We start from the raw sequence: 14,448 nt of genomic DNA on the forward strand, positions 1-14,448 counted from the left end.
ATACAACTAGGCCCGACGAGTAAGCCGCCGTACCTTTGTCAACTAAAAGCACCATTTTTCGTTACCTCCATTACGCCCTAAGCTCCTTTCCCCACCCCTTAATTATACTATGATGCAACGCTACTTTCTACCTCTGCTATTGTGTGCGTGTTTGAGCTTCGGCCTGGCCCCCGTGCTGCACCTGCCCGGTGCTTCGGCGGCAATCACCCGCCCGGGCCAGCAGGGCAGCAAGCCCGGCAACGACGAGAAAACCCTCGTGGTGTACCCCAACCCCAGCACCGGCATCGTGCACCTCACCATCAACAACCTGCAAGGCAAAAAAGTGGAGTTGAGCGTGCTGAACGTCATCGGCTCGGTGATGTACCGCGAAACCCTCACCGAACTCAACGACCGTTATACCAAGATGCTCGACCTGAGCAAGTTTGCCAACGGCCTCTACTACGTGCGCCTGGAGTCGGACAACACCAGCCAGATGTGCAAGCTGGTTATTCGCTAGTCCATTCGCCCGGCTTGTCTGGGCAAAGGTCACAAAAAAAGCAGCTCTTGGGCTGCTTTTTTTATTTTCAATCATCAGAAGGCCTACTTCACCCGCACGGGTTCCGGGGCAAGCATTTCCTTCACGTCGTTGACGGTGCTGTATGCGAGAATGGCCGTGAGTACCAACAGGCCGAGCATGAAAATAAACATAAGACAAGGGAAAATCGGGTGGAAAAAAGCGGCCCCGGTCGGGGAGCCACTGCTGAGTCTTCAACCCCGAAACGCGAAAGCAGGTTTCAACAAGATTTCGGCTTTTGCTTAGCCCTGCTCCGGGAATTCGGCCCGCAGGCCGGCCATCACGTCTTCGGTCACGGCGCGCACCTGGGCAATTTGCCGGGCGGCCACGGCCGGGTCGGGCGGCGTCTGGCCGTAGGCCTCAATCTCGCGGATGACGTGGCGGAGGCTTTCCACTCCCAGCCCGTCGAGTGAGCTTTTGAGGTGGTGGGCCGCGTCGCCCACGGCTTCCCAGTCGGGCTTGGTCAGGGCTTCGTCGAGGGCGGTGAGGATGGCGGGCGTGGTTTCGATGAACGCCCACGCCAGGCGGCGCACAATGCTTTCATCCTGGCGCACCAGCTGGCGCACGTTGCTGAGGTCGTAGAGAGGGGAGTCCATCGCAGAAGGGGTTTGGTATAAGGGAGTAGGTTCGGAAACGCGGGAATGCTGGGCCAGCACGGCCTGCATGGTTTCGAGGAGCTGTTCCTCGCGGTAAGGTTTGGCCAGGTAGCCGTCGAAGCCGGCGGCCATCAGGCGTTCGGCCTCGCCGGCCTGGGCGCGGGCGGTGAGCGCGATGATGGGCGTGGCGGCCTGGGCGGCGTTGGGGTGGGCGCGCAGGGCGCGGGCGGCGGTTTCGCCGTCCATGCCCGGCATCTGAATGTCCATGAGCACCAGGTCGAAGGGCCGGTGCTCAAACAGCTGAATGGCGGCCGGGCCGCTAGCCGCCGTGGTCACCTGCCAGCCCCAGTTGCGCAGCACGGTTTCGGCCAGCAGGCTGTTCACCATGTTGTCTTCCACGAGCAGGATGCGGCCGGCCACCGCGTCGGCGGGCGGCAGGGGCGGCTCCGGGTCCGGGGCCGGCGGGGCCGCCCGCACCGGCTGAAACGGCAGCGTGAAGGCGAAGGTGCTGCCACGGCCCAGCTCGCTGCACACGCGCAGCGTGCCGCCCATGAGGGCCACCAGGCCTTCCGAAATGCTCAGGCCCAGGCCCGAGCCGCCGTACTCGCGGTCGGTGCTGGCGGCGGCCTGGGTGAAGGGCTCAAACACCTTTTCCAGCGTCTCGGGCGCGATGCCCACGCCCGTGTCGCTCACCGTGAACTGCAGCCACACGGTGCCGGCCGGCTCGCGTTGCTCGCGCGGGCCCGCCACCTGGCGGCCGCGCAGGCGCACCTGCCCGCTTTCGGTAAATTTCAGGGCGTTGCTGACCAGGTTGAGCAGCACCTGCCGCAGCCGGTGGGCGTCGCCCAGCATTTCGGGCAGGCCGGCGGGCTTTTCGATGCGCAGGCGCAGGCCTTTTTCGCGGGCCCGGGGCCGGAGCAGGGCCGCGCAGCCGGTCAGCAGTTCGCCGGGGCTGAAGGGGGTGAGCTCGGCGCGCAGCTTGCCGGCGCCGAGGCGGGCGGTGGTCAGCACGTCGTTCAGCACCGTGAGCAGGTGCTCGGCCGACTCGGCCAGCAGGCGCAGGTAGTCGTGCTGGCTGCGGCTGAGCGTGGTTTTGGCCAGCACCCCGGTCAGGCCCAGAATGCCGTGCAGCGGCGTGCGGATTTCGTGGCTCATGTTGGCCAGAAAGTCCTGCTTGGCCTGCGCGTCCACCTCGGCTTCGCCAATGGCCTCTTCCAGCGCCTGCTGGGCAAGCTTCAACTCGCTGATGTTGCTGTCCACGCCCAGCACCTGCGCGGTGCCGTCGGCGCGCACAAACAGGCGCTTCACGCTGCTGAACCACGACACCGACCCGTCGGGATAGGTGTACGACTCCTCAATGGTCAGGTCCTGGCCGGTGGCCAGCACCTGGCGGTCCTGCTCCTGGTAGCGGGCCAGGTCGCTGCTGGTCAGCAGCGGAGTGTTGGCCGTGCCAAAGCGCACCAGCTCGTCGGGCGTCAGGCCGTACAGGTCGGCCATCGCGCGGTTGGCCAGCAGGTAGTTGCTGTTGCCGTCCTTGAGGTAGATGGGGTGCGGCAGCGTGTCAATCACCTGCCGGAACAGGCGGTGCTGCTCGGCCAGGCGCTCGGTGGCGGCCAGGCGGTGGGCGTCGGTGGTGCGCCGGTCGGTGATGTCCTCGGCCACGCCGATGATGCTGGTCACCGTGCCGTCGGCCGTGCGCGCAAACGGGGTGTGGCTGCTGCGCAGCCAGCGCAGCGAGCCGTTGCGGTGATGGATGGCGTACTCCAGCGTCAGCACTTCGCCGTCGGGCAACTGGGCCACGGCGTTCCAGTGCTCGCGCAGGCGCTGCTGGGCGTCGGGGGGCAGCAGGTCGGGCAGCAGGCGGCCGTTGGGAAAGGACCGCAGTTCCTCGCTGGTGTAGCCCAGCACCAGCTCGATGCGGCGGTTGGTGTAGGTGTTGCGCTCCTCGCGCAGGTCGTAGATGTAAATAAGGTTGGGCACCAGGTCCACCACCTGGCGCAGCAGGTGGCGGTTTTGGCGCAGCTCGGCCACGGCGGCGCGGTGGCGCGTCACGTCCTCGGCGCTGCCCATGAGCTCCTGCACGCGGCCGTTGGGCGCCCAGGCGCTGGCCCGCACCCGGATGCGAAGCCAGCGCCAGCTGCCGTCGCGGTGGCGCACCCGGCAGTCCCAGCTCAGGGCGCGGTCCTCCCCAAGCCGCTGGCCTAAATCGCTGTGCTGTATTTGGGCCAGCGAGCTGGGGTGCAGCAAGGTGGTGCCCAGCCGGGGCCCCAGGGCCAGCAGCTCCGGCACGCTGAAGCCCAACACGGTTTCGCAGTGGCGGTTGCAGTGCAACAGCCGCCGGTGCAGGGTGTCGTAGCTGAACAGGATGAGCGGCACTTTGTCGGCCAGCCCATTCCCAAACAGGGGCTTTTCCGGCACGGCCGCGGTGCCCGCGTCCGGAACCGGTCGGCTCAACGCCCGTCGCGCGGCCGGCGCGGCCGGGCGGCGGGCCAGGCGAGGAGAACGGGAGCGACGCATCATCGGGACAGAGCTTAACGGGGGAGAACGCAGGGGCAAGGTAAGGCCGGTGAGCGGGCGCCGGGGGCGGCGTTACCCCACGCGCAGCTCCTGCTGCTGTATCATGCGGTAAATAGTCGATTTGCCGATGCGGAGGCGGGCCGCCGCGGCCAGCACATCGCCGTTCAGCTCGTCGAGGCAATTCTGCACGATGGCCGTGGTTTGCTCGCGGAGCGACAGCCCGCTGCTGGCCCCCATGGCGGCCCGGCCGGAGCGCAGGGGCAGGTCGTTGGCGTCTATCAGCTCGCCGTCGGCCAGCACGGTGGCCAGCTCCACCACGGCCTTGAGCTCGCGCACGTTGCCGGGAAAGGGATGGGTGCGCAGCCGCTCGCGGGCGTCGTCCGTGAGCTGGCGCGGGGGCAGGTTGTTCTGCGCGCAGAAGTCCCGCACAAACACCTCGGCCAGCAACAGCACGTCGGCGCCGCGCTGGCGCAGGGGCGGCAGCGCAATGGGCAGGCCCAGCAGGCGGTAGTACAGGTCTTCGCGAAAGCGGCCGGCCTGCACCTCGGCCAGTAGGTCGCGGTGCGTGGCCACAATGAGGCGCACGTCGAAGGCCACGGCCTGGTTGCCACCCACCCGCGTCACTTCCCGTTCCTGGAGTACGCGCAGCAGCTTGGCTTGCAGGCTCAGGTCGAGGTCCGCGATTTCGTCCAAAAACAGGGTGCCGCCGTTGGCCTCTTCCAGCCGACCCACGCGCCGGGCCACCGCGCCGGTGAAGGCGCCTTTTTCGTGGCCAAATAACTCGCTTTCCACCAGCTCGCGCGGAATGGCGGCCATGTTCACGGCCACGAAGGGCTGCGCGGCCCGGCCCGACTGAAAGTGAATTGCTTTGGCCACCAGCTCCTTGCCCGTGCCGGTTTCGCCGCTCACGCTCACGGTGATGGTGGTGCGGGCCGCCTTGGTGATGAGCGTTTGCACGTGCTGCATGGACTGGTGCTCGCCCAGAATGGGCTGCCCCGCGCCGAAGCGCACGCCGATTTGCTGGCGCAGCTGGCTGTTTTCGCGGCGCAGGCGCACCTGCTGCTCCACCTTGCCCACGATGTTCCAGAGGCGGTCGAGCGTGTTTTCGTCCTTCACCAGGTAGTCGTAGGCGCCCTGGCGGAGCATGCTCACGGCCGTGCCCACGTCTTCCTGGCCCGAAATGACGATGACTTCGACGCCGGGCAGCCGCTCCTTTATCTGGCGCAGCACCTGCTCGCCCTTGGCGTCGGGCAACGAGTAGTCGAGGGTAATGAAATCGGGCTGTTCGCCCAGTTGCTCAATGCAAGCCTTGGCCGTGGCAAACCGAAGCACGCTGTGGTTGGGGTTTTGGCCCAGGCGGTGCACCAGCAGCTCGCCATACCACTCGTTGTCTTCCACCACGAAAATCTTGAAGGGTAGAGTAGGCATCATAGAAACAGGGGGCGGGAGAAAGCAGCGGCGGGCTGGCGCCCAGCCGTGAAATAAGGAAAGAGAAGCGTAGTTAAAATGCGTTCAGCATTAGAAAAATCATATTGCAAAAATACGCCACAATTGGCAGAGTGAAAGAAATGTTCGGCAAAATGAGGCATATACGGGGCGAATAGCGAACCGGATTGGGGCGAAAATTTTCTTAATTCTCAATTTAGGAACAATATCCCAAAATGAGACTGATTAAGAATTTTGCTTAAAATGTATCTGGCTGATTATTAGACGGGCAGAATAGCGGCGCCGCGGTGGCCGCGGAATTGCATGGAAAAGGGTGGCGACGTGCCAAATCGTAAATATTTTTTCCCAACAGCCATGCGAATCTTTACTCTCACCGTTACTCCCATTGTCCGGCTGCGGACGTGGGCGCTGGCCGCCCTAATGTTCACAATGGGCTCCGCTTCGGCCGTAGCTTCCACGGGCCCTCATTATTCCACCGCCGGCGATTACTCGCAGTACACTCCCTACTTCCGGGCCCCCATAACCGGCATTGAAACCGGGGTGGAAAACCCCGAACGGGCCGCCGACGCTGCCCTCGACAACTACGCCGTCATCAACACCTTCCTCAGTATAGCCAATTCGGCCAGCCTGCGGCTGGGCCTGAACGGTCCCGGCGGCGCGGCCGGCGACCGGGTGGGCATGGCGGTGGGCAACGCCGGCACGGTGGGCAACCCCCTCAACCTAAGCGCGGTGAGCGTGATTACGCTGACCACTTACAGCGGCACCCAGCTGCAGGAAACGCGGGTGGTGTCGGCCGAAGTGGCGAAGGACATTCTGTTGGGCGGCACCCGGCCCACGCAACTGGAGTTCGTGGCCAAGCTGCCCTTCACCCACGTCCAGATTAACGTGGGAGGGCTGCTGACGGCTTCGTTTAAGCTGAAGGTGTACTACGCCTACGCCGTGCCCTCGCTGGTGCAGCCGCAGGCGCGGGGCATTGTGTCGCAGTTCAGCGCCACGGGCGCCGGCCTGGCCCAGTACTACGGCGCCGGCACTTCCAACACGGGCGTGCTGAGCGCCTGCGTCGGCGCGGGCGTGAACAACCCCGAGCGGGCCGTCGACAACGACCTGACCAACTATTCCACCTTCAGCAGCGTGGTTTCGGTGGCCTGCCCGGCGGCGCTGTCGGTGAAGCTGGCGGGCAGCCTCGATGCGCCGGGCGGCTATTACGCCGGGTTTGTCATCGGCAACGACGACCTGCTGGACCTGAGCATCTTGGCGGGCCTGCGCCTGACCACCTACCGCGACGGCCAGCCCACGGGCGAGTCGGCCACCGGCGCCGACCTGCTGGAGCTGCACGTGCTGCCCGACGGCAAGTACCAGGTGAGCTTCCGCACCAATCTGCCCTTCGACGAAGTGAAAATTGAGCGGATTGGGCTGGTGTCGGTGCTCGATGACCTGAAGCTGTACTATGGCTTTGGGGTGGAGCCGCACGCCTTCGAGGGCTCGACGCACGTGCTGTCGGACAACGACCCCACCAAGCCCACGTTCGCCAGCACCTACGAAGTGCGAACCCAGGCCGGCGTGTGCGTGAGCATCAACGGCAGCTGCGGCGTGACGAACCCGGCCGGCGCGGCCGACAACGACCCCAACACCTTTGCCACCCTGGCCCTGCCCACGGCGGCGCTTTCGGTGGTGGAACTGAAGCTGGCCCTCAACGGTACGGGCACGGCCGGCAACCGGGCCGGCATGGTGGTGGGCGACGGGGGCGGCCTGCTCGATGCCAGCGCGCTCGACCAGTTCACCCTCACCACGTATGACGAGAACGGCCACATGCTGGAAAGCGCTTCGGGCAGCTCGCTGCTGGCCCTCAACCTGCTGCCCAACGGCCAGCACGAAATCTCCTTCCTCACCACGCAGCCCTTCAAGTCGGTGCAGCTCACGGCGAAGTCGGGCGCGTCGCTGCTGACGACTCTGCCCATTTACGGCGCCTTCGCCGACGACAAGACCGGCGGCCTGCCTTCGCTCTTTGTGCCGCTGCCCGTGCAGCTGACCACCTTTGGGGCCAAATGGGCCAACAACGGCGCCGACGTGACCTGGACCACGGCCTCGGAAAAAAACAGCGACTACTTTGTGGTGGAGCGCACCACCGGCGCCGATGCCCCCTTCGTGGCCGTGGGCCGGGTGAATGCCGCCGGCAGCAGCAGCAGCACGCTGAGCTATAAGCTGCGCGACGCCGAAGCCGGCGCCCTGGGCGTGGCCGTGCTCTATTACCGCCTGCGGCAGGTAGACCGCGACGGCAGCGCGGTGCTCTCGCCGGTGGCCTCGCTGGCCGTGGGCAAAGGAGCCGTGGCCGCGCCGCAGCTGGAAGTGTACCCCAACCCCGCCGCCAGTGCCGACGCTGTGCTGGTGCATTGCCCCAACCTGCCCGTCACGGGCGGCCTGGTGCAGGCCTACTCGCAGCTGGGCCAGCTGGCCGGCGAGTTGGCCGTGCCCAACGCCGCTGCCCAAGTGGCCCTGCCCACCCTGGCGCCCGGCCTCTACCACGTGGTGCTGCGCGATGCCGCCGGGCAGACGCTGGCCACGCAGCGCCTGGTGGTGGGCACCCGCTAAGCCACCTTGCCTTTCTGCCACAAAAAAGCCCTGCTGACGTGGTCAGCAGGGCTTTTTTGTGGCTGGCCGTTTGACGGGCCGCCATTTGGTTGTTACCGGGTGGCGTTGCGGAGCAGGCGCACGGCCTGGCTGCCATCGGCGGAGCGGGCCAAGTAGAGGCCGGCGGGCAGCTCGGCGGCGGGCTGCCAGCGCACGCTGCTATCAGGCTGGCTGCGCACGGTGGCCACGGCCCGGCCCAGGTAGTCGCTGATGGTCAGAACCTGCACGCCGGGCGTGCCCAGCTGGAACTGCACCTCGTCGGTGAAAGGGTTGGGGTAGGCGGCGATGTTCTGGGCTGCTTTGGGGCGGGCCGCCAGCGGGGCGCTGGCCGATACGCGGAACGTGATGAGCTGTGTGTTCATGCCTTTGATGGGGCAGGCGTCGTCCTCGGCCGTCACGGCCACGCGGTAGAGGCCGGCCGGGGTGTTCAGGGGCGGCGTGAAGGTGAGGCGGGCCTGGCCATTGCCCAGGTTTTGCAAGGTGGCGTTGGCGGTGGCGTTGTAGTCCAGCGTGAAGGTGAGGGCCTGGCCGGCGTTGCGGTCAGTGGCGTTCACCAGCACCGAAACCGGTTCGCCGGCCGTCACCGGAATGGCCTGGCCCAGGGCCTGCGTGGTGGTGCGGGTGCCCGATTGCACGGCGAGCAGGGGGCTCACCACCGGCAGCAGGTTGGTGCCGCAGTCGTACACCATAAAATACAGCTCGCGGCGCGTGGTGCCAATCAGCACGTAGCTGCCGTTGATGCGCCGGTACTCGCTGATTTTGATGGCGGCGACGTATTTGTCATCGCCCGAGGAGCTGGGCGTGTTGAGGAAGCGGCCCGGCTGCAGGCTGATGCTGCCCGTGCGGGCATCGAAGGTGAAGCGCGGGTTGGCGCCGGCTTTGGCGGGGCAGGTGCCCACGGTGTCGGTGTCCACAAAAATGGGGAGCGTCGCGCTGTACGTCGCAATGGACAGGGGCTGGTAAAAGCACGCCGGGCTGGTGCTGATAACCGTGGTCGAGGCCGACGGATACGCCGCGAAGGTCACGGGCACGTTGCAGGCCTGCAGGGGCGTTTCCAGCGAATACACCAGCGAGTCGCCGTCGGCATCGAACGCGTTGTTGCTGAGCGTGGAAAGGTGGTGCACCGGCACAAAAAAGGCCGGCTGCACGCTGGCCACCGGCGAGCTGTTGACGATGGGCTGGCCCGTGGTGCCCGGCACCGCGATGAGGTTGCTGAGCGTGGCTTCAAAGTAGAGGTCGCCGGGCGCGGTGATGTTGGTGGTGCTGGGGCGGGCGTTCTGGGCGGTGCTGAGCGTCCAGCGAGCGGCGGGCGGCAGCGTCACGGTGGCCGTGTAGGTGAAGGCTTCGGTGTTGGTGACGGTGGCGTTGCAGGTACCGGTGAGGGTGGCGCAGTACTGGCGCCCTATCACCGACGGCCCCACCTGCACGAAGGGGGCCGTGATGTTGGCTACGGTATTGCAGCCGCCCGAGCGGCATTCCAGCGTGAAGGGCGACAGGGTGATGCCCGAGCAGTCGCGGTAGACGTGCAGCGTGACACGGTATTGGTTGTTGCCCAGCGAGGCGTAGGTAAGGTCGCCGCCCTGCATGTGAGAAGCGGCCGCGGGGTGAGCGAATAGCAGGCCAACGAAGGCCAGCAGGCAGGAGAAGCGTAACAGTTTGTGCATGTGGAAGGGAGAGAAGGTGGAAAAAACGGAAAAATAACAAGTCAATGCACTACCCTCGAGAAGCGAGTTCGCCGGCCCCTCAGGGTTTGTAATTCAGCTAGAATACGATGCTGAAATGCTCAAATATCATTCCAAAAAGACTGACTATCAATGCCAAAATCTTGTGCTCTTTGCCCCTCGGATAATGATAACCGAGCCGTAACATTGCGATGGTAGCCCCGAAATGTTAGTACCAGAATTTTGGGGTCGCTACTCACCATTTCCCCTTTTCCATTTTATGAAGCAAACATTTTTACGCATTGGCAGCCTGGCGCTGCTCACGGCCCTGGCTGTTTCCTGTTCGCGCACGGAGGACATGGCCCCGGCCGCTGACCCCGCCTCTGCCACTACCAACCAGGACGCCACCCGCGACAGCAACCTGGCCATGGGCAACCCCAGCGGCGCCGTGACCGACGCCACCAACTCGCCCAACAACTACCTGATGACCAAAACCCAGTACAGCCTCTCATATAGCCGCGACAAGGGCAAGCCGAACTGGGTGAGCTGGCACCTGAGCAGCGCTTGGCTGGGCAGCACCGCCCGCCAGGACAACTTCGCTTCCGACGCCACACTGCCCAGCGGCTGGTTCCGGGCCACGAGCAGCAGCTACACCGGCTCGGGCTTCGACCGCGGCCACAATTGCCCCTCGGCCGACCGCACCGGCTCGGTGGCCGACAATTCGGCCACCTTTCTGATGACGAACATGATGCCCCAGGCCGCCAACAACAACCAGCAAACCTGGGCCGGCCTGGAGAATTATGAGCGCACGCTGGTGGGCCAGGGCAAGGAACTGTACGTCATCTGCGGGAGCTACGGCAGCGGCGGCACCGGCGTGAACGGCTACGCCACCACCATTGCCGGCGGCAAAATCACGGTGCCGGCCCGCTGTTGGAAAGTCGTGGTCGTATTATCGGAGGGCAGTTCCGACGCCGGCCGCGTGACCACCAGCACGCGCGTCATCGCCATCGACACGCCCAACACCACCAGCATCAGCTCCAGCTGGGGCAGCTACCGCACCACCGTGGACGCCATCGAGGCCGCCACAGGCTACAACATCCTCTCGGCGGTGAACAGCACAGTGCAGGCCGCCATCGAGTCGAAGGTGGATACGGGGCCCACTTCCTAAACCGTCCCGCGTTGCTGATTTTCGCAGGTTTGCGGGCGATTTTTTGCGCCCTTAATCAGTGAATAAAGCAGGCATTAAAAAGCCCATGGAATACGCGTGTATTTCATGGGCTTTTTGATTTCCGCAATGAGGGCTGTTGCCGACAATTAAGGAATAAAGAGTCTAAGTTACGGTGGGTTCTGCTTGCAACGCAATAGGTTAGAAAATGCCAAAATTTTATTCAGGCTAAAAAATTGGGCTGAAATGGACGCTTATTAGCCAGTTAGCTTGAAATCGGGAGTCGGAAAATTCCTGAGAAAAAGATGAAATAAAAATTTAACATTACCAGCTATTTGCCCGGCGAAATGATTCCGTAATTTTGCATCGTGCTTCACCCCAATAACCAATTGATGAAGTGCGGAACGCTCGACCACGACGTTCCGCAGCGAGACCGGAAGGTCTCGTCGCCCGTCGGCTCCGCCGATTTTTACACTGCTTTTTCTGGTTTTTGCCCTGTTGCCGTTTTGGTTTTCCGAAACGGTTTTTTTGTGCCCAACCCGGCCGCAGTGCCGCCGCTTCTCGTGTAGCCGTTTCGTTTTCGAAACGGCTTTTTTTTCGCCCAAAAATTCGGGGCCGGGCCGCGCCTTGCCCTTTCGGTTCCAACTTTTTTAACCTCCATTACCCCCAATCATCAACCACACCATGGACACCAACACCCTCACCCCGACCGTGGCCGCGGCCACCCTCACTTCCGCCAAGGTGCAAAACCGCAACCTGAGCACCGACCCCAAGCGCATGGCCGTCATCAAGGTATGGGATGCCATGATGCGCGGCGCCCGCAAATACTGCGAGCAGGAAGGCTTCGTGACCATCCACAACATGCCGCACATTGTGGGCGTGACGGGCGCTTGCGAAAACACGGACACCCTGTTCACGCTGGACTGGTACGACGGCAAGAAGATGTTCCTGCCCCAGTCGAACCAGCTCTACATCGAGATGCTGACCCAGGCCGTGGAAGGCGGCCGCGTGTGCGGCGAAATCCAGAGCTTCCGCAAGGAGCTGAACGCCGACAACCGCCGCCTGGCGCAGTTCACGCTGTTTGAAATCGAGCACCTCGGCGACCTCGACGAGCTGCTGGGCCACCTGGCCGGCATCGTGCGCACCGCCGCCAACGAAGTGGCCACCAAGTGCGCCAAGGAGCTGGCCCTGTTCGGCCGCGACGCTTCGGAGCTGCTGGACCTCACCTTCAAGCGCATGACCTACGAAGCCGCCGTGGAACTGCTGAAAGAAAACGGCTTCCCCGAGCTGGTGTTCGGCGACGACCTGGGCGCTACGCACGAAGGCCGCCTGACCGAGCTGATGGGCCCGATGTTCGTGACGCACTACCCCGAAGAAATCAAGTTCTTCAACATGCGCACCAACGACGACGACCCCCGCGTGGTGAACTCCTCCGACCTGCTGCTGCCCCTGTCGGGTGAGTCGGCTGGTTCGGCCGAGCGCGAGTTCGACGGCGCCAAGCTGCGCGAGAAGCTGCAGAAGAGCTCCATGCTGGAGGGCCTCATCCGCCAAGGCATGAAGCTGGAGGACTTTGAGTGGTACCTGAGCTTCCACGAGGAGCACGACGTGAAGCTGCACTCGGGCGCGGGAGTGGGCATGGCCCGCGTGGCCCAGTTCATCCTCGGCCAGACCGACATCCGCGAGTGCGTGCCCTTCCTGATTAACCGCGACAACGTAATTTAAGGAACCGATTGCTGGTGCGCCAGCCGAGCGTCACCCGCACCTGGTTTGGGCCCGGTGCGGGTGATAGTTCGTTTCTGATACCGAAGAAAAGCTATGAAACTCGGCGCCATTACGTTACAAAATTCCGTGTGCTTGGCCACCGCTCCCTGGGACCTCGCCGGGGACGGCTGCGAGCACCTGGGCGCGATTTTCACCAAAACCGTGACCATGGAGCCCCGCCCGGGCCTGCCCGGCGACGAAGGCATCCTGCAAGTGGCCGACCAAACCCTGCTCAACCGCACCGACATCCGCACCGAAGGCGCCGAAGGGCTGGTGCAGGAGCACCTGCCGCGGCTGCGTCGGTTCGGCGTGCCGGTGTTTGTGAGCGTGACCGCGCCGGGCGTACCGGGCTTCCGCAAGATTGCGCGCTACCTGCAGCGCGAAGCCGGCGAGCAACTGGCCGGGTTGGAAGTGTACATCACCGCCCCGCATTCCGGCGCCGGGCCCGACATTACGGCCCGCTACGTGCGTGAAGCCACCGAAGCCGTGCGCAACGAGCTGCGCGACGAGGCCGCCGTGATAGTGAAGCTGCCGCCGTGGCCCGACCACATTCGGGGCCTGGCCCTGGGTGCGCAGGATGGTGGTGCCACCGCGCTGGCCGCCACCAATACCCTGAAAGTGTTGCACCTGCCGGCCAACCCGAACGATGCGCCGCTGGTGGGCGGCCTTTCCGGCGAGGCGCTGCGGCCGCTGGCCCTGCGCTGCGTGTGGGAGCTGGCCAACGACGACAAGCTGCAGCTGCCCATTTTCGGAACGGGCGGCATTTTTACCCTGCGCGACGTGCAGGACTACCTGCGCGTGGGTGCCCAGGCCGTGCAAGTGGCCAGCGGCGAATGGCTGTCGCCGGGCCTCACGGCGCGGCTGGCGGCCGAGGTGGCGAACCTGGCCCCCGCAACCCGATAACTACGCTATACCCTTCCTTCCAAAATTCCCACAACCGACCACGCCGTCATGCAAAAGCTTCTCACCCGTGTTCAAACCGTCAATTCCCTGCTGTGTGTGGGGCTCGACCCCACGGGCGACGATGCCGCCGTGGCCCAGCGCATCCACGAAGTAATTACCGAAACCGCCGCCTACGCCGCGGCCTTCAAACCCAATCTGGCGTTCTTTCTGAGCCGTGAAAACGGAGTGGCCCTGCTCCAACAAACAGTGCGCAGCATCCCCACGGACATTCCCGTGATTCTGGACGGCAAATTCGGCGACATCGCCAACACCGCCGAGCAGTACGCCCGCTTCGCCTACGACATCGTGGGCGCCGACGGCGTGACCGTGAACCCCTACATGGGCGACGACACTATCCGGCCCTTCGCGCGGCCCGGCAAAGTGGTTTTCTCCTTGGCTAAAACCTCCAACAAACCCATGCACGGCCTGCAAGACGCAGCCATGACGCGCGGCGGCTCCATTAGCGACTGGGCCGCCCGCCTGGCCCGCCTGATGGACGAAGAATTGACCGACTCCACCGTGGGCCTCGTGGTGGGCGCCACCGAGCCAGCCACCGTGGCCAAGCTCCGCGCCGCCTGCCCGGAACAATGGTTCCTGGTGCCAGGCATCGGCGCGCAGGGCGGCGACCTATCCGCTACACTCCGCGCCGGCCTCCGCAAAGACGGCAGCGGCCTGCTGATAAATTCCTCGCGGGGCATCTGGCAGGCGAAAGACGCCGGCGCGGCAGCCCGCGAATTGCAAGAAGAAATCAACCAATACCGGGCCGTAACGAGCCCCCAACATGCCTGACCAGAAAGCCGCTTCACCGCGGCTTTTTGCGTTTTAGATTCTCTGTAAGATGCCTGATTCTGAAGTGCCAATGGTTTCTCCGATTCGCGGTCGGTTCCAAGCAATCGACAGCTTCGCGATAAGGCGGAGAAATGAGTTTTACATCATTGGTACCTTGGAGGAAGGAGAGATGCATGAGCAGTGGTTCGCTCAAATTTCAATGAATTCGTCTTTTGCTATTTCTATTAAGATTTCCAGAATTGAAACAATACAGATGGCAACAGCTGCTGAAAGACAAGACTATCAGTTGCTAGTAGTCGCGGCCGATTCTGAGGAAATCGACTTGCTGTTGGGCTTAAATATCGGCTTAGAACCAATAAAGATTTCAACCGAAGGAGAAGATTAGAAGAT

The 14,448-nt window shown here is 63.9% G+C and carries 11 protein-coding genes; 8 read left to right on the forward strand and 3 right to left on the reverse strand.

Features of this window, described 5'->3' with window-relative positions:
• Nucleotides 1-109 precede the first annotated feature (109 nt).
• Entirely contained in the window at nt 110-496 is a 387-nt protein-coding gene (locus tag I2H31_RS01275) for a T9SS type A sorting domain-containing protein (protein WP_196291186.1), read from the forward strand.
• A 299-nt stretch (nt 497-795) separates the two neighbouring features.
• Here the strand turns inward: I2H31_RS01275 and I2H31_RS01280 are convergent, their stop codons facing one another.
• Nucleotides 796-3,669 carry a PAS domain S-box protein gene (locus I2H31_RS01280; protein ID WP_196291187.1) on the reverse strand — a complete coding sequence of 958 codons (2,874 nt, stop codon included), beginning with the start codon at nt 3,667-3,669 and terminating at the stop codon, nt 796-798.
• Nucleotides 3,670-3,738: 69 nt separating this feature from the next.
• Nucleotides 3,739-5,097 carry a sigma-54-dependent transcriptional regulator gene (locus I2H31_RS01285; protein WP_196291188.1) on the reverse strand — a complete coding sequence of 453 codons (1,359 nt, stop codon included), beginning with the start codon at nt 5,095-5,097 and terminating at the stop codon, nt 3,739-3,741.
• Nucleotides 5,098-5,466: 369 nt separating this feature from the next.
• On the opposite strand from I2H31_RS01285, the gene I2H31_RS01290 reads away from it, so the two are divergent.
• A complete protein-coding gene (locus tag I2H31_RS01290) occupies nt 5,467-7,701 on the forward strand; it encodes a T9SS type A sorting domain-containing protein (RefSeq protein ID WP_196291189.1) in 2,235 nt (744 codons plus the stop codon).
• Between the two features lie 92 nt (nt 7,702-7,793).
• Here the strand turns inward: I2H31_RS01290 and I2H31_RS01295 are convergent, their stop codons facing one another.
• Nucleotides 7,794-9,404, reverse strand: coding sequence for a T9SS type A sorting domain-containing protein (locus I2H31_RS01295; protein ID WP_196291190.1), 1,611 nt, complete (start codon nt 9,402-9,404; stop codon nt 7,794-7,796).
• Between the two features lie 277 nt (nt 9,405-9,681).
• Here I2H31_RS01295 and I2H31_RS01300 point away from each other — a divergent pair, with 277 nt between their 5' ends.
• From I2H31_RS01300 to I2H31_RS01325, 6 genes are all read left to right on the forward strand, one after another.
• Complete coding sequence (locus tag I2H31_RS01300; RefSeq protein WP_196291191.1) at nt 9,682-10,569, forward strand: DNA/RNA non-specific endonuclease; 888 nt, start codon at nt 9,682-9,684, stop codon at nt 10,567-10,569.
• A gap of 365 nt (nt 10,570-10,934) precedes the next feature.
• Nucleotides 10,935-11,135: a hypothetical protein gene (locus tag I2H31_RS01305; RefSeq protein WP_196291192.1), complete on the forward strand. Its 201-nt coding sequence runs from the start codon at nt 10,935-10,937 to the stop codon at nt 11,133-11,135.
• A 115-nt stretch (nt 11,136-11,250) separates the two neighbouring features.
• On the forward strand, nt 11,251-12,288 hold the full coding sequence (locus I2H31_RS01310) for an amino acid--tRNA ligase-related protein (RefSeq protein ID WP_196291193.1): 1,038 nt from the start codon (nt 11,251-11,253) through the stop codon (nt 12,286-12,288).
• Between the two features lie 132 nt (nt 12,289-12,420).
• Nucleotides 12,421-13,230 carry a dihydroorotate dehydrogenase gene (locus I2H31_RS01315; protein WP_196291194.1) on the forward strand — a complete coding sequence of 270 codons (810 nt, stop codon included), beginning with the start codon at nt 12,421-12,423 and terminating at the stop codon, nt 13,228-13,230.
• A 48-nt stretch (nt 13,231-13,278) separates the two neighbouring features.
• On the forward strand, nt 13,279-14,058 hold the full coding sequence (gene pyrF / locus I2H31_RS01320) for an orotidine-5'-phosphate decarboxylase (protein WP_196291195.1): 780 nt from the start codon (nt 13,279-13,281) through the stop codon (nt 14,056-14,058).
• 49 nt (nt 14,059-14,107) lie between these two features.
• Nucleotides 14,108-14,443, forward strand: coding sequence for a hypothetical protein (locus I2H31_RS01325; protein WP_196291196.1), 336 nt, complete (start codon nt 14,108-14,110; stop codon nt 14,441-14,443).
• Nucleotides 14,444-14,448 lie beyond the last annotated feature (5 nt).

Source organism: Hymenobacter ruricola (genome assembly GCF_015694525.1).
In the GTDB taxonomy this organism is placed as follows: domain Bacteria; phylum Bacteroidota; class Bacteroidia; order Cytophagales; family Hymenobacteraceae; genus Hymenobacter; species Hymenobacter ruricola.